The sequence below is a fragment of the Janthinobacterium sp. CG3 genome (assembly GCF_000344615.1).
Classification (GTDB): domain Bacteria; phylum Pseudomonadota; class Gammaproteobacteria; order Burkholderiales; family Burkholderiaceae_D; genus Janthinobacterium.
On sequence record NZ_KB467824.1, the window covers coordinates 4,499,819 to 4,520,617 of the forward strand.

A 20,799-nucleotide genomic window follows, 5' to 3' on the forward strand; every position below is an offset into this window, starting at 1 on the left:
CCGCCGGATCTTCGCGCTGCACAGTAGAATGCCTGCAACTAATGAATTCGAGGACTTCCCTTGCTTGTTAATATCAACAAACGGCTGCGCGCGGCGACGGCGCTGACGCTGCTGGCGCTGCTGTGCAGTTGCGCCACCAAAGTGCCCCTGACGCCGGGCGCCGTGCCGGTGTCGCCGCAGGCGAAGGGCGACACGCCGCCGCCGGCGCCGCGCGAATTCCGCGCCGCCTGGGTGTCGACGGTGGCCAATATCGACTGGCCCAGCCGCAGCAACTTGTCGGTGGAGAAACAGCAGAGCGAGGCGCGCGCCATCCTCGACCGCGCCAAGGGGTTGAACCTGAACGCCATCGTGCTGCAGGTGCGCCCCAGCGCCGACGCGATTTACCCGTCGAAGCTGGAGCCGTGGTCGGAATTTTTGACCGGGCAGCAAGGCCGGGCGCCGCTGCCGCTGTACGATCCGCTGAAGTACTGGGTCGAGCAGGCCCATGCGCGCGGGCTGGAGTTGCACGCCTGGTTCAACCCCTACCGCGCGCGCCACGCGACGGCCAAGACGCCGTTGACGCGCGAGCACTTCGCCAGCACCAACCCGGAGGCGGTCAAGCAATACGGCCGCTTCCTGTGGATGGACCCGGGCGAGGCGGCCTCGTCGCAGCGCACCCAGGACGTGGTGCTTGACGTGGTGCGCCGCTACGATATCGACGGCGTGCATATCGACGATTATTTTTATCCGTATCCGATCGACGCGCCCGGCGCCGGCGTCGGCGCCGAGACGGCCGCGCTGGAAGGCGCGCCCGCCCCCGCGCGCACCGAGCTGGAGTTTCCCGACCAGCCGTCGTGGCAGCGCTATTTGCTGGCCGGCGGCAAGCTGGAGCGCGCTTCCTGGCGCCGCGAGAACGTCAACCAGTTGATCGAGGCCCTGTACACCGGCATCCACCGCGAGAAAAGCTGGGTGCGTTTCGGCATCAGCCCGTTCGGCATCGGCCGGCCCGACCGGCGCCCGCCCGGCATCGTCGGTTTCAGCCAGTACGACAAACTGTACGCGGACGCCGAGTTGTGGCTGGCCAAGGGCTGGCTCGACTACCTGTCGCCGCAGCTGTACTGGCCGGTGGCGCAGCAGGCGCAGGCGTTCGACGTGCTGCTCGACTATTGGCTGGCGCAAAATCCGCACCGCCGCCACGTTTGGCCGGGGTTGTACACCAGCCGCATCGACAATACCGCCAAGTCCTACACGCCGGAGGAAATCGTCAAGCAGATCGCGGTGACGCGCACGCGGCCCGGCGCGAGCGGGCAAGTGCATTTCAGCATCGCGCCGCTGATGGACAACCGCAAGGGCATTAGCGAGCAGTTGAAGGCGAACGCCTATCAAAGCGCGGCGCTGGTGCCGAGCACGCCGTGGCTGGGCGCCGACGCACCGGCCGCGCCCGCCGTGGTGGCGCGCCGCGACGGCGGCGCCTACCACCTGAAATTGGCGGCCGGCTCCGGCAAGGCCGTCGCGCAGTACGCGCTCTGGTCGCGCTATGGCGCCGAATGGCGCTTCGCGGTGGTGCCGGGCGCGCGCGCCGAGTGGGTGCTGGCCGACGACGCCGCCGCCGGCCCGGCCAGCGTGGTGGTGGTGAGCGCGGTCGACCGCCTGGGCAACGAAAGCCCGCGCGTGTCGGTGCTGCCCGCCACGGGCAAGCTGTAAGGGGCGCCGGTGACGACAACGCAGGCCGATTCGCCGGCTGGGCTTGGCCTGGGCATCGACGCCGGCGGCACGCAAACCCGCTGGGCGCTGGCGGCGGCGTCCGGGCGCATCGTCGCCGAAGGCCAATGGCCGGGCTTGTCGGCCTTGCAGCTGGCCAGCGAAGGCGGCCGCCGGTCGCTGCGCGCGGCCTTCGCCGGCTTGTGCGCCGAGGTGCTGGCGGCCGGCCGGCCCGGCCGGGTGCGCGCCGGCCTGACCGGCTTCGGCGGCGACGCCGCGCTGCCGGCCGGCTGGCTGGCCGAGTTGCTATCGATCGCCCCGCAGGCGGTCACGCTGTGCAACGATATTGAAATCGCCTATCTGGACAGCTTCCAGCCGGGCCAGGGTTATCTGGTGTACGCTGGCACCGGTTCGATTGCCGCCTGGATCGACGGCGACGGCGCGCTGCACCGGGCCGGCGGCCGCGGCGTCACGCTCGACGATGGCGGCGGCGGCTTTTGGATCGCCCGCGAGGCCATGCGCCAGGTCTGGCGCCGGGAGGACGAATGCCCGGGCAGTTGGCAGGATTGCGCGCTGGCCAAGGCCTTGTTCGCGCAGATCGGCGGCAGCGACTGGGCCTTGTCGCGCAACTTTATCTACGCCCAGGAGCGCGGCGCGATTGGCAAGCTGGCGCTGGCGGTCGCCGCGGCCGCCGACACCGACCCGGCCGCGTATGCGATCCTGCAGCAGGCCGGCCGGGAACTGGCGCGGCTGGCGCTGGCGCTGACGGCGCGCTACGGCGCCCGCCCGGTGGTGCTGGCCGGGCGCGCGGCCGGGCTGCACCCGGCGATTGCGGCGGCGATGCGCGCCGCGCTGCCGGAGACGGTCGCGCTGGAGCAACGGGTGGTGCGGCCGCACTGGGCCGCGGCGCGCTTGGCGGCGCAAGAAGGCCAAGGCCCGGGGCGCATGCCGTAGGTCGGATGAGCAAAGCGTAATCCGACATGGTCCGCAGCGGCGCGTGTCGGGTTACGCCGTGCCGGCTAACCCGACCTTCTATGATGAATTCCAAGTCAACTGGTTTTTCGCAAATTTATCCTATCCCTTGTTTCGGTATCGGCGGGGTCAAGGGCGGGCGAAGCCCGGCGAAGCGAACCCTTGACGCCGCCGATACCGAAATATGCTGGTCCATGGCGCCATGACGCATATTGCGGCTTGGCGCCATGCCGACCTGTTTCGTTTTGGCCTTCGTTCATTGCCAGCGCTTTGCTTTCGTCGTTCGTACAGCCCAGTTCGAAGCTCTCGGTCATCATTGCGTGAGACTTCACGTCCCACCACCTTCTATCCGCTGGTTTTGCTACCCCAGCCTAATTCTGCATGCGCGTTGCGCTTAGTGACCTTGATGCGTGCAAGCCCCATCTACTAGGGTCGGTTGCCATGGGCAACCAGGTCGGGTTACGGGCCTGCCTACTCCTTGCTGCTGCGTAGTTCAACGTAATGCCAACTGCTGGTACTGAACGTGCCGCCTTACTCCCTTATGCCGCTCGTTTCAACTGCGCCCCTTCGGGGACGATCCCATGCTCCAGGTAGCGCCACAGGGCGACCACCAGCTTGCGCGCCACCGCGACGATGGCGATGCGCTTGCCGCGCTTGTTCTGGCCTCCCTGCGTGCGCCGGGCGAACCATTTCGTCATCACGCTGTCGGGTTGGTAGCGCAGCCAGAACCAAGACATCTCGATCAACAGCGCGCGCACGCGCCGGTTGCCCTGCTTGCTGATGCCCTGGTCAACCCGGCTCTCGCCGCTGTCGTAGGGCTGCGGCACCAAACCGACGCAGGCGCCCACCTGCCTGCGGTTCTCGAATTTGCGCCAGAACAGCTCCAGCACCAACCTCGTCGCGCCCACCGGCCCCACCGCCTTCAACCGTTCCAGGTCGGCAATGCGCTGGCGCACCTCCGGCGGCAATTGCTCCGCCATCCCTTTTTCCAGCGCGGCCAGTTGTTGCTGCGCCAACTCCAAACGTTTGCACTCCTGTTCCAGCCGCTGCTGCAGCTGCGCCGACAGCGGATCGCCGTCGTAGCAACACAATTCCCGCTTGTTCAGCCGCGCCCCCACATCGCCGCCGACGCCATCCCAGCAGCCGACGGTGCGCAGCAGCTTGCGGATCCGGTCGCGGTGCTGCTGCGTTTCCTTTTGCAACTCGCCGCGGTCCCGTACCACGTGCCGCTGCGCCTCGGCCTCCACCGTCGGAACACGGATCACGTGCATCCGGTCGTACTCGCCACGCAACCAGCCCCGCAATGTCAGCACCAGCTTGATCGCGTCGAGCCGGTCGGTCTTGGCCCGCCGTTTGTGCCGCTCGACGGGAATGCTGGCAGGGTCGCAGATCACCACCTCGTAGCCCAGCTTCGAGAGGGCGCGTTCAATCCAGAAGCCATCCTGACCAGCCTCGTACAGCACGACGGTGCGTACCTCTGCGGCCAGGCCCCACTTTGCCTTGAACTTCTCAATCTCCTGCACCGTTTCGTTGAGGCGCCCCGCCGCTGTCTCGCCGGAAACCGTCTGAATCGCCGGCTTCTCTCTCTTTCCGTCGTGCAAGGCAATTTTCCAGCTCTTGCTCGACAACTCTAATGCCACCGCAAAAACTTCGACTTCAGGCGTAAAATCGTTGGCGCGGGTCGGTTGCATGATTTTCTCCTAAGTTGATTCTTCGAACCTTCACTTTAGGATTAATTTGCGTCTTTTGCCGACCCGCCTTCATTCATAGTATCTACGAAAACCGCGCTCACTGAACGGCATTAGGGCCGGAACTCATTCACACAAAATTGTAAAGTCCAACCAATGAAACCCATCCTCCTGAGTTTGCTCCTTGCCCTGCTGGGCGGCTGCGCCACCACCGAGGCGCCGCTCGCGCCGATTCCGCCGCCGCACTTCGACCATACCTACACGGCGCGCAGCCAGAGCAGCCGCGTCAAGTTTATTATCCTGCACTATACGGTGAGCGACCTGCCGCGCTCGATCAAGATCCTGACGGAGCAAGCGGTCAGCAGCCACTACCTGCTCACCGACTCGCCGAAGCCGCTGTTCTACACCCTGGTCGACGAGTCGCGCCAGGCCAACCACGCCGGCGTCAGCAACTGGAAAAACTACACCCTGCTCAATACCAGCTCGATCGGCATCGAGATCGTCAACCCGGGCTTCACGGACGGCCCGGACGGCCGGATCTGGTATCCGTTCGCGCAGGCGCAGATGGAGCAACTGATTCCGCTGCTCAAGCAAATCGTCGCCCGCCACAATATTCCGCCGGAAAATATCCTCGGCCACAATGAAATCGCGCCGCAGCGCAAGCAAGACCCGGGGCCGATGTTCCCCTGGCACCAGCTGGCCGCCGCCGGCCTGATCGTCTGGCCGGACGCCGGCCGGGTCGCCACCCAGCGCTCGCTTTACGAGCAACTGTTGCCGGACACGGCCTGGTTCCAGGCCCGGCTGGCCCAGCATGGTTACGCGGTGCCGCGCACGGGCGAACTGGACGAGGAGACCCGCAACGTGATCGTTGCCTTCCAGATGAAATACCGGCCGTCCTTGTTCGCCGGCATACCCGACGCCGAAACGGCCGCCCTGCTCGACGTGCTGACCACGCCGGCGGCGCCGGCGAGCGCGGTGGCGCCGGTTGCGGTAAAGTAGGCGCATCGCGGCGCTGCGCCGCAAGCGGGGGGATTCCCATGCCATCCCTTACATTAGCGAGCGAAGCGGTGCCGGACAGCGCACAATTTCGCCACTTGAGCGACGTCGACGGCATCCTGGTCGACCTGCGCTACGCCACACCCGGCAACTTCGTCGGGCGCAACCTGTACGCCCCGCTCGACTGCGCCTGGTTGCACCGCGACGCCGCCGCCGCGCTGGAACGGTCGGTGGCCTGGTTGGCCGCGCGGCTGCCGCGGCACCGCCTGCTGGTGCTGGACGCCTTGCGGCCGCAGCGGGTCCAGCAGCAATTATGGGACGCGCTGCAAGGCACCGACTTGCTCGGCTATATCGCCGAACCGGCGCGCGGTTCGATCCACTCCTTCGGCATGGCGCTGGACGTGACCATCGTCGGCGCCGACGGCGTGGAACTCGACATGGGCACCGGCTTCGACGACTTGAGCGAGCGCTCCCACCCGGCGCTGGAGGGCGCGTTGCTGGCGCGCGGCGACATTAGCGGCGCCCACGTCGCCAACCGCCGGCTGCTGCGCGAGGCCATGTTCCAGGCCGGCTGGCTCGGCATCAACAGCGAGTGGTGGCATTTCGACTGCGGCGACCGCGCCCTGGTGCGACAAACGTATACCCGCGTGTTGTGAGGTCGCGGAGCTGTAAACGGGGTGCCCACAGAATTCGAAAAAAAATAGTACGCTAAGGATTTCCGCCAGTCCGAAGCGGCCGGAATCTTCCCTCTTCAACGTTTCGGCTCTGCCTCCGCCAACAACGAATTACGAAGCAAGCAGCAACACCAAGGCCGTGACGCTGATCACCCAGATATCGCCAGCAGCCTGGCGGCACATCCTGCTCAACGCTCACTACACCTTCCAGAGGGGCGGCAAGATGATCGACCTGGATGCGCTCTTGGCCGGGCTGGAGCTGGGTGACGGAATTTTCTGGGGTTCCGGCTTACAACCCCCATAAAGGAAAAATGATGCCTACATACAAGGTGAATGTTTGCAGCTGCGGAGACAACCCGCGTTGTCTGTATGTGTCGATGCTGACCGTTGGCGACATGAGGGACTTACTGAACGGTGGTTTTATCCTGTACAGCCGTCGCGTTGCGGCCACTGCCAGCCATGGCACCTAACCGAAGGAAAAGTATATGCCTTCCGGCTCCACTCATCGTGATTTTCCCCCATCATTTCGGGGGACTCGGATTGCGCTTGCTAGGATGCGCCTTACACCGTATAAGATTGGTGTTTCATCAACGAAGGCACTTGTGAAAATACTTCCTATAATTCTAGTGTTGATTTTTCCACTGGTATCCGGCGCGGCCGACCGCGAAAGCTGCGCCGACAGTCTGGACGGGATGAAGCGCGTCTTGCGCGACGCTAACGACAAGGCCGACGAAGCAAAGGACCAGCACAGGGCTTGGAAATCATGTAAGGACTCGTTGAGCTCAGGCTACGATTCAGACGGTGACCGTTGTGATGGGAAGGCGGGCAGGCTGCGCTCCACCGACGGAGATTTGAACAGCGAATTGAGTACGCTTGACCGGAAATACCGTTCTGTGAAATCGGATTGCTCCGCGCCTGACAGCCGAGCGAGCGCCAGCGCGCCCAAGACTGGCGACGAACATTGTGATGTCTATCGCGCCTATCTGGGACAGATGGGATATCCAACCCTGTTGAACCTTTGCAAGCAGTACATGCCGGAGGATGAGTGCGGAAAGTGCCTGGGCTTCCGCCCCACGGCGACCGGGACAGTAGTTCTGCCGCCAGCCGTCCAGCCTACTGTGAAACGAAACAATAAGTAGCGCGGGTCGTGAAGGGTCGTTGTCGGTGGCTTAGATCATGGAGAAAGTGGGCTCACATGCCCGCCTTCCATCAAAAGACCTTCGTACTGAAGTTGTGACAAGGGACAGTCGACCAGCTGTTCAAAGGTTTGCTTTGGGACCTTGCATTGCTTCGCCATGAGCGATAGCAGCCCTGTCGAAATCTCAGTGTGGCTATGGCTAGTCTTGGTGAATACTGCCGTTTTCTTGCCCTGGGTGTTGAAGTAATTGTAGTAGTGGTGATCGCCTTCGCGGCCACGAAAACCCTTGTTCAGCAGACCTTTTTCCACATCAACCCGTTTACGCGGCATGTGTCACTCCGTCGAAGGTTAACAAGAGTCGCTGCTTCAGCCCTTGCGCAATTTCATCCAAGGAATCATCGTCCGCGAGTGCATATTCCGACCAGAGCATTGCGATCTGTTCATCCAGTTCTACGGCGACTTTTTGTCGCGTCTCTGCAAACACTTCAATCCCAAGGCTGTCGTCGCGCAAGCAGATGTACTGGCTACTCTCGTCGAGCATAGGAACAAACTTCAGCGGCCGCTTTGCGGTCAGCACAAGCGTGTCACGCGACAGGCGGCTGAATGAAAAAGGCGACAAGTCTACCTCCCGGATATCCGTCACGTCATCAATAGCTTTGGGAACTCCGCTATCGTCAAGGATCATCATGCCAGTCACCTGGAGCAAATCGCGACGATTCTTGAACAAGAGATCTTCCAATTCCTCGGGGTAAAAGCAATCCATCTCACGACGTGTTACAGGATAGAGAATGGTCAGCTTACGCGCTGCGAAATCGATGTTTCGTAGCTCGCCTGTCACAGTTTGTGCAGCCGCCAACTCCTCCGCCGGAACTGTAAGCTCATCAATGAAAGACGCACTCCAATCGCCTACGCTGGCAACGCTTACGCCAGTCGAGTCGTGCAAATCAAGTCGCCATCCAGACCCAAACTGAGGCAGCATGCCTTTAATGCTCTCTAACACGCGTTTTCTGATGCCACCGTCAGGGAGAATATTCGCCATTTCCTCGCGGTCACGGCTCTGAATGCCGACCATCAAATCTTTGAAGATTTGCGTTGCGGCGGCAGCTTGCTCAGGCGCGAAAAGATCATTGGACGCACCGCCGACGACAACCGGCATCGCGTAGCACCCATGCACGGGCAACTGGCATATGAGCTGAAATTTTTCGGCACTGGACTTTGCAAGCCTGGCCCTCGCCTTCACGGCCTTGCCTTCGACCTGCAGTCCGATAAGTTCAAATGCGCGCTGAGCATTTTCTAGAATTTGGACGAGCACACTCGCCGGCAGCGTATGCGCGTCGGTTAGTGGGCCTTCTACATGAAACGTTAAAGCTCGGTCCAGTTCTGTCATAGGGTTCTCATCATGTTCTCTATCGTAGCATGCGCCACTGCGGAAAGCACCAGCCGCGATCCCGAACGTGACGTGCTTGTCCTGCGCGGCCGTCACTAGTTTCAGTCCGATGGCGCGGTAGCGCTGCTGCTCGCAGCTCCGGTCCCGGATCTCGCCAAGCCGGCGGATGAATACCGCTCTGGCCAAGGCGCTACGCGCCTCGCCCTTGTTCAAACCCGCATGCACGCGTCGGCGCAGCTCAACGCTTTGCAGCCAGTCCAGGATGAACAGCGACCGTTCGATGCGCCCCAGCTCGCGCAGCGCGACCGCCAAGCCGTTCTGGCGCGGATAGCTGCCGAGCTCGCGTAGCATGAGCGACGCCGTCACGGTGCCGTGCTTGATCGACGAGGCCAGGCTTAGGATGTCGTCCCAATGGGCACGCACATGCTTGATGTTCAGGGTGCCGTCGATCATGGCCTTCAATCTCGGGTATTCTCCGACTGCTCCGGGAATGTACAGCTTGGTGTCGCCCAGATCCCGGATGCGTGGCGCGAAGCGAAATCCCAGCATGTGCATCAGCGCGAACACGTGGTCCGTGAAGCCGGCCGTGTCCGTGTAGTGCTCCTCGATGCGCAGGCCCGACTCGTGATACAGCAATCCATCAAGTATATAGGTCGAGTCCCGCACGCCGACGTTGACCATCTTGGTGCTGAACGGGGCGTAGTTGTCAGCGATGTGCGTGTAGATCACCTTTCCCGGTTCGGCGCCGTACTTCGGATTGACGTGGCCGGTGCTCTCAGCCCGGCCGCCGGCGCGGAAGCGCTGCCCATCCGACGACGAGGTGCTGCCGTAACCCCAGTTCCCGGCGAATGCATGGCCGGTCTGGGCGTTGACCAGATCGGCCAGAGCGACCGAAAAAGTTTCATCCCGAATATGCCAGGCTTGCAGCCACGACAGCTTGGAGTAGCTCGCGCCGGGGCACGACTCCGCCATCTTGGTCAAACCGAGGTTGATCGCGTCAGCCAGGATCGCCGACAGTAGCAAGGTCTTGTCCTGAACCTGCGCACCGCTTTTGAGGTGCACGAAGTGGCGGGTGAACCCGGTCCATTCGTCCACATCCATCAGCGGTTCGGTTATCTTGATGCGCGGCAGCAGACTACCGGCCTGGTCGATCAGCACCTGGGCCGACTCCGGCTCCACCGTGTCCTGTGGCGTGATTTTTAGACCGGTGTCGGTGATGATCGCGTCGGGCAGCTCGTTGGCCAGCGCAAGCCGATTGACCGTGGCCAGTTGCGGCCGGAGTTCCTTAACGTACTATTTTTTCCGAATTCTGTGGGCGCCCCTAAACGCTTCATTTGGAACGTCGGGCCGCCGGCGGCGCGACGTTGGCTTACGCTGCGCTAACCCGACCTATGGTTTGCGGTTCAGTTGGCGCTTGGCGCGGCGGACGACGCGACCCAGTCGATCAGCGCGTCGAGCGCGGCGCGGCCGGCGCCGTTGCCGACCAGTTCGTGGTTGATGAAGGCGACCACCACGCATTGCTCGTTGTTGGCGTCGGGGACGTAGCCGGCGATCGCCACCACGTTGTCGAGGCCGCCGGTTTTGATGCGCGCCCGCGCCGCCGCCGGACTGTTGCGCAGGCGCCGGCGCATGGTGCCGTCGAGCGCGACGATCGGCAGGCTGGACAGGAATTCCGGCGCCCACGCGCTGTGGCCGGCAACCTGCAGCAGCGCCGCCAGTTGGGATGGACGGATGCGCTCGGTACGCGACAGGCCGGAACCATTTTCAATCACCAGGTCGCGCTCGTCGATGTTGTGGCGCTGGAACCATGCGCGCACCGCTTGGCGTGCCCGCGTCGCGGTATCTTCGCCCGGGGCCGGCGCCGCCGCCAGCGGCCGGCTGCCGAAGTAGGCGTCGGTTTCCAGGCTGCCCAGGCTGAGGTAGAGCAGGCGCGCCTGGGTGTTGTCGGAGTTTTTGTTGATGTCGCGCAGCACCTCGGGCAGCGCGCGCGACACGTGGTCGGTCAGCAGGCGCGTCTCAAGCGGCGTGGCGGCCTCGCGCACGGCGCCGCCGAAGCTGCCGCCCAGGCGGCGCCAGGTGGCGCGGAACAGGCGGTCGGCGTAGTCTTGGCGGTCGAGCACGCTGACGCTGGTCGAGGTCGCGCAGTTGCGTGGGAAGGTGCCGCGCAGCACCACCTTGAGCGTGCCGTCGTCGCCGCGCAGGTAGGTCGGCGTACGCCAGCCGTCCTCCCATTTGGCGCAACTGGCGTCGACCAGCTTCATGTCGGCGCTGACGCTGACGCCCTCCAGCGGCGGCATCATCAGCAATTTCAGTTGCTTGTCGGTGGCGCTGAGGTCGATGTGCAGCAGGTTGGTGTTGAGCAGCAAGGCGTCCGGCACGACGTTGTAACGGAACTCCGGCGTCTTGTCGAACTGCGGCGTGGCCAGGTCGGCCCGCGCCGGGCGGAACAGTTGCCGGTCCAGCAGCAGGTCGCCCCTGATTTTTTTGATGCCCTGGTTGCGCAGTTTTTGCAGCATGTGCTCGAAGGCGTCGGCGTCGAAGTCGGCGTCGGCGCCGCCGCGCAGCACCAGGTCGCCCTGCAGCACGCCGTCGACCAGCTCGGCGCCGGTGCGCAGCTCGGTGCGGCCGCGGAAGATCGGCCCGAGTTGCTCCAGCCCGACCACGGTGGTGACCAGTTTCATCGTCGAGGCCGGCTGCATGCTGCGCTCGGCGCCGTGCGCCAGCACGCTGGCGTTGCCGCGCAGGACGACCGCGCCGACCGCCTCGTCGGGGATGTTGGCCGCGCGCAGCAGCCGCGCCACCGGTTCGGGCAGTTCGGCGTGGACGGCGGCGCTGCAGGCCAGCAGCGTGAAGGTGGCAAGGGCGGCGCGGCGTGACATAGTGACCTCAATGGAAAAAGACGCGGCAATGCGCAATGTTGCAGGTGGAAGTATAGGGCCAGTCTGGCCGGCGCGGCCCACTAGCGCGCGCCCGGGGGCGCCGCTCAGGCGCGGGCGCGCGTCGCGACGCGGAAGCGCGCCAGCGTTTTCAGCAGGTTCTGCGTGGCGCCGTCGATGTCCGCCGGGGGCCGGTGCGCCAGGCCGATGTCGCGCTTGAGCCGGGGCTTGAGCGGCAGCACGTGCATGCCGGGGTGGTCCAGCGAGGGGTCTTCCAGCGGCAGCACGGCGGCGCCGTAGCCGGCGGCGACCAGGCTCTTCATCGCCTCGGTGTAGTTCAGCTCCATGCGCGCGCGCGGCGCGCAGGCGCCGGCGGCGAACCATTCCATGGTTTGCCGGTACATATGGGTGGACGGGTCGTTGAAGATCAGCGGCCGCCCGGCCAGCCATTGCGGCGTGACCTGCTTGGGCGCAGACCAGGCCGCCGGTACGAAGGCCATCATCGGGTCGGTGCGCCAGTGCGTCACTTGGACCTCTTCGAGCGGGCGCTGCGGCATGGCGACGAAGCCCAGGTCCAGGCTGCCGTCGGCGATCCGCCGCATCGCCTCGGCCGAGCCGACGATGGCGATGTCGACGTCGACGCCGGGGTAGTCGCGCGCCATCGCCGCCAGCACGGCCGGCAGCAGGTGCACCAGCACCCCGGTGGGCGCGCCGACGCGCACGCGGCCGGCGCGGCCCTCGGCCTGGCGGCGCACGCAGTCGGTGGCGTCGGCGGCGTCGCGCAGCAGGCGGCGGGCCCGTTCCAGCAGCACGTTGCCGGCGGCGGTGGGCGTCACGCGCGCGCCGCCGCGGATCAGCAGCGGCGTGCCCAGACGGCACTCGAGTTCGCTGATGTGCAGGCTGACGGTCGGCTGCGCCAGGTGCAGCGCGCGGGCGGCGGCGGAAAAACGGCCGAGGTCGGCCACCGCTACCAGGGTCCGTAATTGGTCCAGGCTAATTTCGCGCATCAGCAAACCTAATAGTGTTAATCAGAAAATTCAACTTTCAAAATAACACATTCGCGCCCACGATGGTGCTCTTGCCGACAAAAAGACAACATTATGATCGATTTCGCAAGCCTGCCGGCTTTTCTCGCCGCCACCGCGCTACTGTTCTTGACGCTGGGGCCGAATACCGTGCTGACCATTAGCACCGGGTTGACCGAGGGGCGCGCCTCGGCCGTGTGCGGCGCCGCCGGCATCGCCGGCGCGACGCTGCTGCACGCGCTGCTGGCCGGCCTGGGCGTGGCCGCCGTGCTGCGCGCCCATCCGCTGCTGTTCGACCTGTTCCGCTGCGCCGGCGCGGCCTATCTGGCCTACCTTTGCTACCAGCGCTTGCGCGCGCCCAGCCTGGCGCTGGCCGAGCGCCGCGCCGCGCCGTCGGCGTGGTTCAGCCTTCGCCGCGGCTTCGTCACCAATCTGCTGAACCCGAAGGTGGTCGCCTTCGTCGCGGTGTTCGTGACCCAGTTCGTCGCGCCCCAACTGGCGCCGTTGCCCCTGCAGTTCCTGGTTTACGGCGCCATCATCGCCGCCATGGGCTTTGCTTTTGACGGCGCGCTGGCGCTGCTGTGCGGCCGGGTCGGCAAGCTGCTGCTGGAGCGCCCGCTGTTCCAGCGCCGCGCCAATTGGGTGATGGCGTCGGTCTACCTGGCGCTGGCCGTGCGCCTGCTGCTGATGCGCCGGCCCGGCTGACGCCGGTTCCGGTTAGCGCGGCCTTTATTTTGGCACTGGAAATCCAGTTGGCGCGGCGTCGTTCATAATAGGAACAATCGGCACGGCCGGCCGCAACCGGCCTGCGCCCGCCCGCACAACCTGGGATGATTCATGCTTCGTTTTTGTCAAACCGCCGTCGCCGCCGGCGCGGTGTTGCTGTCCTGCCTGCTACCCTGCGGCGGCCCGGCCCAGGCCGCCCCGGCCGCCGTGCCGGCGAAGACCCTGCACATGTTCCTGAGCGGCGCCGAGAGCGGGCTCGACCCGGCGGTCGCGTCCGACCTTTCCAGCCTGAACCTGCTGGAAAACCTGTTCGACCCGATGCTGCGCTACGACTATCTGGCGCGGCCGCTGAAGCTGCGGGAAAACACCTTGCAGGCGATGCCCGAGGTGGCGGACGGCGGCACCACCTATGTGCTGCGCGTCAAGCCGGGCAGCTACTTCACGCCGGACCCGGCCTTCAAGGGCGCCCGCCGCGAGCTCACGGCGCAGGACTATGTATACAGCCTGAAGCGGCTGTACGACCCGGTGTTGAAGTCGCCGTGGCTGTTCCTGTTCGAGGACAAGATCGTCGGCGACGCCGCCCTCAAGGCCGGCAAATTCAGCTACGACGGCGTGGTCGACGGCCTGCGCGCGCTCGACCGCTACACCTTGCGCATCCGCCTGACGGCGCCGGACCCGAATTTCCTGTTCTACCTGGCGATGCCGGCCACCGGCGCGGTCGCGCGCGAGGTCATCGAGGCCTATCCCGGCCAAGCCGGCAACCACCCGGTCGGCAGCGGCCCCTTCGTGGTTGGCGAATGGCGCCGCAGCGACAAGATCGTGCTGCTGGCCAATCCGACCTTCCGCGACACCGTCTTCCACGCCGGGCCGGACGTGGCGCCGGAAGACCGCGCGCTGGCCGGCGCGCTCGAAGGCAAGCGCCTGCCGCTGGTGGACCGGGTCGAAGTGCGCATCGTCGAGGAATTCCAGTCGCGCGTGCTGGGCTTTTTGTCGGGCCAGTTCGACTACCTGGAGCAGGTGCCGGAGTCGCTCACCGACATGGTGCTGGCGGGCGACGCCCTGAAGCCGGAACTGGCGGCCAGGGGCATCGCGCTGTCGCGCTTCCCGGTGTTGCAGACCTATTACATGTGGATGAACATGGACGATCCGCTGATCGGCGGTTACGCCAAGGACAAGGTGGCGCTGCGGCGCGCCATTGCCCTCAGTTACAACGGCGTCGAAGACATCGCGCTGCTGAAAAAAGGTCTGGCCATGGCGGCCCAGTCGCCGCTGCCGCCGAACGTGCTGGGTTACGACCCGACCTACCGCGGCCCGACCACTTACGATCCGGCGCTGGCGCGCGCGCTGCTGGAACGCTTCGGTTACCGGCTCCAGGCGGACGGTTTCCGCACCCGGCCCGACGGCAGGCCGCTGACGCTGGTGATGCATACCGAGCCGGCCTCGGCCGGACGCCTGCGCGACGAGATGTGGCGCCGCAACCTGGCGGCGATCGGCCTGAAGGTGGCCTTCAAAAGCGACAAAAAGGGCGAAATCATCAAGGCCTCGCGCCTGGGCCATGTGCAGATGTACGAGACCAACTGGGTCGCCGATTTTCCCGACGGCGACAATTTTTTTCAACTGCTTTACGGCCCCAACAGCGGCCGCGCCAACTACGCCCGCTTCAAGTTGCCCGCCTATGACAAGCTGTACCGGGAGGCGCGCCTACTCCCCGACTCGCCGCGCCGGCGCGCGCTGTACCGCGACATGGCGCAACTGATCCACGCCTACGCGCCCTGGGTCGTGCTAACGCACCCGGTATCGGCCGACCTGCGCCAGCCGTGGTTGAAAAATTACAAGCGCCATCCGGTCGAATTCACCGCCTGGCGCTATCTGGACGTGGACCCGGCGCTGCGGGCCAGGGCCGGCAAGTGAACAATGCTTGCTTGCTTGCCTGCCTGCCTTGCCCTGCGGCGCGCGCGTGCGGGCGTCTGCGAATAATGGCCTGTAGAATGGTTTCGGTGGCAAATCAGCCCTGCAATCAATTGGACGCGCCATGTTAATGATCAACCGCCGGGCCAGCGCTTACGTGCTCAACCATCCTCTGGCGTTCGCCGTGCAAACCGTGAAGGGATTCCGCGCCAACCAGGGTCTGCTGCTGGCCGGCGCCGTCGCCTATTACTCCCTGCTGTCGATCGTGCCGCTGCTGATGCTGGTCGTGGTCGCGTTGTCGCACGTGATCGACCAGGACGAACTGCTGCACACCGTCGGGCGCTACCTGGAGTGGTTGGTGCCGGGCCAGTCGACGTCGATCGTTGCCGAAGTCGCGCATTTCCTGGCGCACCGCGACGTCATCAGCTGGGTGTTGCTGGGGTCGATGCTATTCTTCAGCTCGCTTGCCTTCACCGTGCTGGAAAACGCGATGAGCGTCATTTTCGTGCACCGCGTGGCGATCCGGCGGCGCCACTTCATGGTGTCGGCGATTCTGCCGTATTGTTACATCCTCTCGCTGGGCGTCGGCATCCTGCTGGTGACGCTGGTGGCCGGCTCGCTGCAGGTGATGGGCGAGGAAAGTCTGCAGTTTCTCGGCCACAGCTGGTCGCTGACCGGCGTTTCCGGCGTGCTGCTGTATCTGCTCGGCCTGGGCGGCGAAATTCTGGTGCTCAGTTCGATTTACCTGGTGATGCCCGTCGGCCGGCTGTCGGTCTGGCACGCGCTGATCGGCGGCGTCACCGCCGCCCTGCTGTGGGAGGTGGCGCGCCATGTGCTGGTCTGGTATTTCTCCACCTTGTCGCAGGTGAACGTGGTGTACGGCTCGATGACGACGGCCATCGTCGTGATGTTCAGCCTGGAAATCGGCGCCACGCTGCTGCTGTTCGGCGCGCAAGTCATTGCCGAGTACGAGCGGGTCGGCCGCGACGAGCAGGCCAAGGAACCGCACGCGTTGAACACGGCGGTGAGATAAGTGCAGATTGTTTGTTGCGCCGCAAAAATTGCTGTGCTATACTTTGTTCATCGGTGAGGTTTGCTTGCAAACGATCCCGGTATCCGAGGCCTACGCCGCGAACCAGCATGTGTAATGTTGGGGTTGTAGATGGTTGTAACGGCTTGGATTTGTAATTCCGAATACGATGGTCGATTTACACGTCAGGGCACCACGCAGATAGCATGGGCGCCTGGGACACGATTAAAGCATTGGTAATACATTGGAACAAGGCTCGCTTCGGCGGGCTTTTTTTTCGTCCGCGTTTTCGTGTGGGGACGGACCACGATTTCCAAGAAAGATTTCCCGGAAATCGTGGACTCGGCGTCCCCGCCTGTCCCCGGTGTGGCGCCTACAGCGCGCGGGCGATCAGGATCTTCTGGATGTCGCTGGTGCCCTCGTAGATCTGGCACACGCGCACGTCGCGGTAGATGCGCTCGACCGGGAAATCGCTGACGTAGCCGTAACCGCCGTGCACCTGGATCGCGTCCGAGCACACCCGCTCGGCCATTTCCGAGGCGAACAACTTGGCCATCGCCGCCTCCTTCAGGCATGGCAGGCCGGCGTCTTTCATCGACGCCGCGTGGCGGATCAGCTGGCGCGCCGCTTCGATCTGCGTCGCCATGTCGGCCAGGCGGAACTGCACCGCCTGGTGCTCGAAGATGGCCTTGCCGAAGCTTTCGCGCTCGCGCGCATAGTTCAGCGCCGCCTCGTACGCCGCGCGCGCCATGCCGACCGCCTGCGAGGCGATGCCGATGCGGCCGCCCTCCAGCCCGGACAGCGCGATCTTGTAGCCCTGCCCTTCTGCGCCGATCAGGTTCTCGGCCGGGATGCGGCAGTTCTCGAACAGGATCTGCGCCGTGTCCGACGAGTGCTGGCCCATCTTCTGCTCCAGCCCGGCGACGATGTAGCCGGGCGCCGAGGTCGGCACCCAGAAGGCGCTGATGCCCTTCTTGCCGGCGGCCTTGTCGGTGACGGCCAGGACGATGGCGACGTCGGCGTACTTGCCGCTGGTGATGAATTGCTTGACGCCGTTGATGACGTATTCATTGCCGTCGCGCACGGCGGTGGTGCGCAGCGCCGAGGCGTCGCTGCCGGTGTGCGGTTCGGTCAGGCAGAAGGCGCCCAGCATCGCGCCCTGGGCCAGCGGGCGCAGCCACTGTTCTTTTTGCGCGTCGTTGGCGTACATCATGGCGATGCTGCACACCGGGCAGTTGTTGACCGAGATGATGGTCGAGGTGCCGCCGTCGCCGGCGGCGATTTCCTCCAGCACCAGGGCCAGCGACACGTAGTCGAGGCCGGCGCCGCCGAGTTCTTCCGGCACGGCCACGCCGAAGGCGCCCAGCGCGGCCAGTTCCTTCAGCTCTTCTTTCGGAAAATAGTGCTCCTTGTCCCAGCGCGCCGCGTTCGGCGCCAGGCGCTCGCGTGAAAAGGTGCGCAGCGCGTCGCGGATCATGTCGTGTTCTTCGGTCAGTATCATGGTGTCTCGGGAAATGGGGGGGTGTCGCGAACCTTAAAACCAAGGGCGACAGCCGCGGTCGGACCCCGCGCGCCGAGGCGGGAAGGCCCGACCCCGGTTTAGTACCGCGGGTCTACTTGTTGCGTTGCTGGCAAAATTTATACCAGTTCGATCGCCATGGCGGTCGCTTCGCCGCCGCCGATGCACAGCGCGGCGACGCCGCGCTTGCCGCCGGTTTTCCTCAACGCGCCGATCAGCGTGACGATGATGCGCGCGCCCGACGCGCCGATCGGGTGGCCCAGCGCGCAGGCGCCGCCGTGGATGTTGATCTTGCTGTGCGGGACGTCGAGGTCGTGCATCGCCGCCATCGGCACGGCCGCGAAGGCTTCGTTGACTTCGAACAGGTCGACGCTGCCGCTGGTCCAGCCGGTCTTGGCGAACAGCTTTTGGATCGCGCCGACCGGCGCGGTGGTAAACAGGTTCGGCGCCTGGGCGTGGGTGGCGTGGCCGTGGATGCGCGCCAGCACGGTGCAGCCGAGTTTCTTGGCGGTCGATTCGCGCATCAGCACCAGCGCCGCGGCGCCGTCGTTGATCGACGACGACGAGGCCGCCGTGATGGTGCCGTCCTTCTTAAAGGCCGCCTTCAGCGTCGGGATTTTCTCCAGGCGCGCCTTCAGCGGGCCTTCGTCCTTGTCGATGACGGTGTCGCCGCCGCGGCCGGACACGGTCACCGGCGCGATTTCCCAATCGAAGCTGCCGTCCTTGGCCGCCGCCTGGGCGCGCTGCACCGAGGCGATGGCGAATGCGTCCTGCGACTCGCGGGTGAACTTGTACTGGGTCGCGCACTCCTCGGCGAAGGTGCCCATCGAGCGGGCGTTGCCCTTCTCGTCGCGGGCGTAGGCGTCTTCCAGGCCGTCCATCATCATGTGGTCGTACAGCATGCCGTGGCCGATGCGCAAGCCGCCGCGCGCCTTCGGCACCAGATACGGCGCGTTGGTCATCGATTCCATGCCGCCGGCGACGATCACGTCGGCGCTGCCGGCGAGCAAGGCGTCATGCGCGAACATGGCCGCCTGCATGGCCGAGCCGCACATCTTCGACAGCGTGACGGCGCCGGCCGAGGTCGGCAAGCCGGCCTTGATCGCCGCCTGGCGCGCCGGCGCCTGGCCCTGGCCCGCCATCAGGCAGTTGCCGAAGAAAACGTGTTCAACCGCGTCCGGCGCGACGCCGGCGCGCTCCACCGCGGCCTTGATGGCAACGGCGCCCAGGTCGCTGGCGGTGACGCCGGCGAAGTCGCCCTGGAAGGCGCCCATTGGGGTGCGTGCCGCACCGACGATAACGATAGGATCATTCATGATGGTGAGTCTCCGAATAAAGCGGTTCTGACACCGCCGGGATGGTGAGGGTGGATTGATTGCAAAAACGGATTTCTTGCGGATACGGGAAGACGTCTTCGATGATGCCGTCCAGGATGCGCTGTTTGCGTCCCTGCCAGAAGGCCTGGGTCAGCAGGTCGGCGTGGTGCTTCATAAAATACTTGCGGATGCGCGGGTTGCCCAGCAAAAAGCGCCCGAACTGCTCGGGAAACACGTCGTGCTTGCCGACCGCATACCAGGGCTCGGCCGACATTTCCTCCTCCTCGTTGCGGGCCTCCGGAATCACGCGGAAATTGCAGTCGGTGATGTATTCGATCTCGTCGTAATCGTAAAACACGACGCGCTTGTGGCGGGTCACGCCGAAGTTCTTGTACAGCATGTCGCCGGGGAAAATGTTCGCCGCGACCAACTCCTTGATCGCCTTGCCGTACTCCAGCAGGGCGTGCTCGACCATCGCATCGTCGCCCTCCTTGTCGGCGTTGCTCAGCCACATGTTGAGCGGCACCATGCGCCGCTCGATATACAGGTGCTTGATGATGATCTGGTCGCGCTCCTCCTCGACCAGCGAAGGGGCGAAATGTTTCAGCTCGGCCAGCAGGGCGTCGGAAAAACGCGCGCGCGGAAATGCCACATTCGAGTATTCCAGCGTGTCGGCCATGCGCCCGACGCGGTCGTGGTGCTTGACCAGCAGGTATTTTTCCTTGATCTGGGCGCGCGTGGTTTCCTTCGGCGCCGGGAAGAAGTCCTTGATGACCTTGAACACGTAGGGGAAGGACGGCAGCGCGAACACCAGCATGACCAGGCCGCGGATGCCGGGGGCGATCTCGAAATGGTCGGACGAATGCTTCAGGTGTTGCAGGTAGTCGCGGTAAAACAGCGTCTTGCCCTGCTTTTGCAGGCCGAGGATGGTGTAAATCTCGCTGCGCGGCTTGCGCGGCAGCAGGCTGCGCAGAAACTGCACGTAGGCCGACGGCACTTCCATGTCGACCAGGAAATAGGCGCGCGTAAACGAGAACAGGATCGTGATCTGTTCCTGGTCGAACAACACCGTGTCGAGGATCAGTTCGCCGTGGCGGTTGTGCAGGATAGGCACGATGAACGGGTATTCGCGGTTGCCATTGATGCCCTTGCCGACGATATACGCGCCCTTGTTGCGGAAAAACAAGCTCGACAGCACCTGGATCTGGTGGTTCGGCTCGATCCGGTCGGCGCCGAAGATTTGCCTCAGGCGCGTTTCGACCAGCTCGGCGTCGCGCTCCAGGTTGGCAAACTGGCAGTCCAGCTGGAAGTTGGTGACGATGCGCTTGAGCGTAAAGCGCAAGCCGTCCTTGCCCGGGTAGTACACGCGGTAGGTCGGCGACAGCTCCTCGGTCTCGATGTACTCGGTCGACACCACCGGGCGCACGAAAATGAAGTCGTTGTGGAAATAGGTGCGGTGCAGGATGTTGCAGCAGACCGAGTTGAAGAAGGTTTCCGCCAGCTCCGGCTGCTTATGGTCGGACAACATGCCGATGTAGTGCAGCTTCAACTCGCGCCACACTTCGTCGGTCAACTCTTCCTCGTCGTACTCATCTTCGAGCATCTGCACGCATTCCTGCACGCGCTTATCGTAAAAGCCGATGCGTTCGCGGGCCGCCTGCTGGGCCACGGCCCATGCGCCCTGCTCGAAATGGCGCTTGGCGTCGCGGCTGGTGCGGCGAAACAGGCGGTAATGCTTGTCGAAGCCGTCACGGATCGTGCGCGCGATATCGAATGCGATCTGGGAGGAAAGCAGTTTTGGGAACGCAATTTGAGTCATCGTCCGTCTCGATCGTAGATTAGGTCAGCCAATAAAAACCAGTTT

16 protein-coding genes and 2 pseudogenes are annotated in these 20,799 nt (G+C 64.5%); 9 read left to right on the plus strand and 9 right to left on the minus strand.

The window, feature by feature from the left end:
* The first annotated feature begins 60 nt into the window (after positions 1–60).
* Together JANGC3_RS0120040 and JANGC3_RS29660 are read left to right on the plus strand one after the other, a co-directional pair.
* Positions 61–1,683 (plus strand): glycoside hydrolase family 10 protein, encoded by a 1,623-nt coding sequence (locus JANGC3_RS0120040; protein ID WP_017878277.1) that lies wholly within the window; start codon positions 61–63, stop codon positions 1,681–1,683.
* A gap of 9 nt (positions 1,684–1,692) precedes the next feature.
* Positions 1,693–2,634, plus strand: coding sequence for a BadF/BadG/BcrA/BcrD ATPase family protein (locus tag JANGC3_RS29660; protein ID WP_017878278.1), 942 nt, complete (start codon positions 1,693–1,695; stop codon positions 2,632–2,634).
* 95 nt (positions 2,635–2,729) lie between these two features.
* On the opposite strand, the gene JANGC3_RS32875 is transcribed toward JANGC3_RS29660, so the two are convergent.
* Both JANGC3_RS32875 and JANGC3_RS0120050 read right to left on the minus strand, forming a co-directional pair.
* Positions 2,730–2,969 carry a hypothetical protein gene (locus JANGC3_RS32875; RefSeq protein ID WP_157406410.1) on the minus strand — a complete coding sequence of 80 codons (240 nt, stop codon included), beginning with the start codon at positions 2,967–2,969 and terminating at the stop codon, positions 2,730–2,732.
* Between the two features lie 222 nt (positions 2,970–3,191).
* The gene (locus JANGC3_RS0120050; RefSeq protein WP_017878279.1) at positions 3,192–4,343 is read right to left on the minus strand and encodes an IS110 family transposase; all 1,152 of its coding nucleotides are present in this window, start codon (positions 4,341–4,343) and stop codon (positions 3,192–3,194) included.
* A gap of 153 nt (positions 4,344–4,496) precedes the next feature.
* On the opposite strand from JANGC3_RS0120050, the gene JANGC3_RS29665 reads away from it, so the two are divergent.
* From JANGC3_RS29665 to JANGC3_RS32880, 4 genes and pseudogenes are all read left to right on the plus strand, one after another.
* On the plus strand, positions 4,497–5,339 hold the full coding sequence (locus tag JANGC3_RS29665; RefSeq protein ID WP_017878280.1) for an N-acetylmuramoyl-L-alanine amidase: 843 nt from the start codon (positions 4,497–4,499) through the stop codon (positions 5,337–5,339).
* A gap of 38 nt (positions 5,340–5,377) precedes the next feature.
* On the plus strand, positions 5,378–5,992 hold the full coding sequence (locus JANGC3_RS0120060) for a M15 family metallopeptidase (protein WP_035787847.1): 615 nt from the start codon (positions 5,378–5,380) through the stop codon (positions 5,990–5,992).
* A gap of 124 nt (positions 5,993–6,116) precedes the next feature.
* Positions 6,117–6,314 (plus strand): annotated as a pseudogene (locus JANGC3_RS31800) (hypothetical protein); the annotation flags it as partial.
* Between the two features lie 325 nt (positions 6,315–6,639).
* On the plus strand, positions 6,640–7,149 hold the full coding sequence (locus JANGC3_RS32880; protein ID WP_157406772.1) for a hypothetical protein: 510 nt from the start codon (positions 6,640–6,642) through the stop codon (positions 7,147–7,149).
* A gap of 35 nt (positions 7,150–7,184) precedes the next feature.
* On the opposite strand, the gene JANGC3_RS31805 is transcribed toward JANGC3_RS32880, so the two are convergent.
* From JANGC3_RS31805 to JANGC3_RS0120080, 4 genes and pseudogenes are all read right to left on the minus strand, one after another.
* Positions 7,185–7,478 carry a hypothetical protein gene (locus JANGC3_RS31805; protein ID WP_081611920.1) on the minus strand — a complete coding sequence of 98 codons (294 nt, stop codon included), beginning with the start codon at positions 7,476–7,478 and terminating at the stop codon, positions 7,185–7,187.
* Positions 7,479–8,619: 1,141 nt separating this feature from the next.
* Positions 8,620–9,816: pseudogene (locus tag JANGC3_RS29675) on the minus strand (Tn3 family transposase); the annotation flags it as partial.
* 122 nt (positions 9,817–9,938) lie between these two features.
* Positions 9,939–11,414 carry a D-alanyl-D-alanine carboxypeptidase/D-alanyl-D-alanine endopeptidase gene (gene dacB, locus JANGC3_RS0120075; protein WP_017878284.1) on the minus strand — a complete coding sequence of 492 codons (1,476 nt, stop codon included), beginning with the start codon at positions 11,412–11,414 and terminating at the stop codon, positions 9,939–9,941.
* A gap of 104 nt (positions 11,415–11,518) precedes the next feature.
* Positions 11,519–12,418 (minus strand): LysR family transcriptional regulator, encoded by a 900-nt coding sequence (locus JANGC3_RS0120080; protein WP_026133239.1) that lies wholly within the window; start codon positions 12,416–12,418, stop codon positions 11,519–11,521.
* A gap of 93 nt (positions 12,419–12,511) precedes the next feature.
* On the opposite strand from JANGC3_RS0120080, the gene JANGC3_RS0120085 reads away from it, so the two are divergent.
* From JANGC3_RS0120085 to JANGC3_RS29680, 3 genes are all read left to right on the plus strand, one after another.
* Complete coding sequence (locus JANGC3_RS0120085; protein ID WP_017878286.1) at positions 12,512–13,141, plus strand: LysE family translocator; 630 nt, start codon at positions 12,512–12,514, stop codon at positions 13,139–13,141.
* A 132-nt stretch (positions 13,142–13,273) separates the two neighbouring features.
* On the plus strand, positions 13,274–15,073 hold the full coding sequence (locus JANGC3_RS0120090) for an ABC transporter substrate-binding protein (RefSeq protein WP_026133240.1): 1,800 nt from the start codon (positions 13,274–13,276) through the stop codon (positions 15,071–15,073).
* Positions 15,074–15,200: 127 nt separating this feature from the next.
* Positions 15,201–16,103 (plus strand): YhjD/YihY/BrkB family envelope integrity protein, encoded by a 903-nt coding sequence (locus tag JANGC3_RS29680; RefSeq protein ID WP_017878288.1) that lies wholly within the window; start codon positions 15,201–15,203, stop codon positions 16,101–16,103.
* A gap of 370 nt (positions 16,104–16,473) precedes the next feature.
* Here JANGC3_RS29680 and JANGC3_RS0120100 read toward each other — a convergent pair whose 3' ends face one another.
* The 3 genes from JANGC3_RS0120100 to aceK all read right to left on the minus strand — a co-directional run bounded on the left by JANGC3_RS0120100 (position 16,474) and on the right by aceK (position 20,754).
* Complete coding sequence (locus tag JANGC3_RS0120100) at positions 16,474–17,601, minus strand: acyl-CoA dehydrogenase family protein (RefSeq protein ID WP_017878289.1); 1,128 nt, start codon at positions 17,599–17,601, stop codon at positions 16,474–16,476.
* Between the two features lie 137 nt (positions 17,602–17,738).
* Positions 17,739–18,935 carry an acetyl-CoA C-acyltransferase gene (locus JANGC3_RS0120105; protein ID WP_026133241.1) on the minus strand — a complete coding sequence of 399 codons (1,197 nt, stop codon included), beginning with the start codon at positions 18,933–18,935 and terminating at the stop codon, positions 17,739–17,741.
* Positions 18,928–20,754 carry a bifunctional isocitrate dehydrogenase kinase/phosphatase gene (gene aceK, locus JANGC3_RS0120110; RefSeq protein ID WP_017878291.1) on the minus strand — a complete coding sequence of 609 codons (1,827 nt, stop codon included), beginning with the start codon at positions 20,752–20,754 and terminating at the stop codon, positions 18,928–18,930. The genes JANGC3_RS0120105 and aceK overlap by 8 nt, the downstream gene beginning before the upstream one ends.
* Positions 20,755–20,799 lie beyond the last annotated feature (45 nt).

Excerpts from the sequence above, each read along its gene's own strand:
- JANGC3_RS32875 (WP_157406410.1), bottom strand. The coding sequence starts at position 2,969 with ATGATGACCGAGAGCTTCGAACTGGGCTGTACGAACGACGAAAGCAAA.
- JANGC3_RS0120050 (WP_017878279.1), bottom strand. The coding sequence starts at position 4,343 with ATGCAACCGACCCGCGCCAACGATTTTACGCCTGAAGTCGAAGTTTTT.
- JANGC3_RS29665 (WP_017878280.1), top strand. The coding sequence starts at position 4,497 with ATGAAACCCATCCTCCTGAGTTTGCTCCTTGCCCTGCTGGGCGGCTGC.
- JANGC3_RS0120060 (WP_035787847.1), top strand. The coding sequence starts at position 5,378 with ATGCCATCCCTTACATTAGCGAGCGAAGCGGTGCCGGACAGCGCACAA.
- JANGC3_RS31805 (WP_081611920.1), bottom strand. The coding sequence starts at position 7,478 with ATGCCGCGTAAACGGGTTGATGTGGAAAAAGGTCTGCTGAACAAGGGT.
- dacB (WP_017878284.1), bottom strand. The coding sequence starts at position 11,414 with ATGTCACGCCGCGCCGCCCTTGCCACCTTCACGCTGCTGGCCTGCAGC.
- JANGC3_RS0120080 (WP_026133239.1), bottom strand. The coding sequence starts at position 12,418 with ATGCGCGAAATTAGCCTGGACCAATTACGGACCCTGGTAGCGGTGGCC.
- JANGC3_RS0120085 (WP_017878286.1), top strand. The coding sequence starts at position 12,512 with ATGATCGATTTCGCAAGCCTGCCGGCTTTTCTCGCCGCCACCGCGCTA.
- JANGC3_RS0120090 (WP_026133240.1), top strand. The coding sequence starts at position 13,274 with ATGCTTCGTTTTTGTCAAACCGCCGTCGCCGCCGGCGCGGTGTTGCTG.
- JANGC3_RS29680 (WP_017878288.1), top strand. The coding sequence starts at position 15,201 with ATGATCAACCGCCGGGCCAGCGCTTACGTGCTCAACCATCCTCTGGCG.
- JANGC3_RS0120100 (WP_017878289.1), bottom strand. The coding sequence starts at position 17,601 with ATGATACTGACCGAAGAACACGACATGATCCGCGACGCGCTGCGCACC.
- JANGC3_RS0120105 (WP_026133241.1), bottom strand. The coding sequence starts at position 18,935 with ATGAATGATCCTATCGTTATCGTCGGTGCGGCACGCACCCCAATGGGC.
- aceK (WP_017878291.1), bottom strand. The coding sequence starts at position 20,754 with ATGACTCAAATTGCGTTCCCAAAACTGCTTTCCTCCCAGATCGCATTC.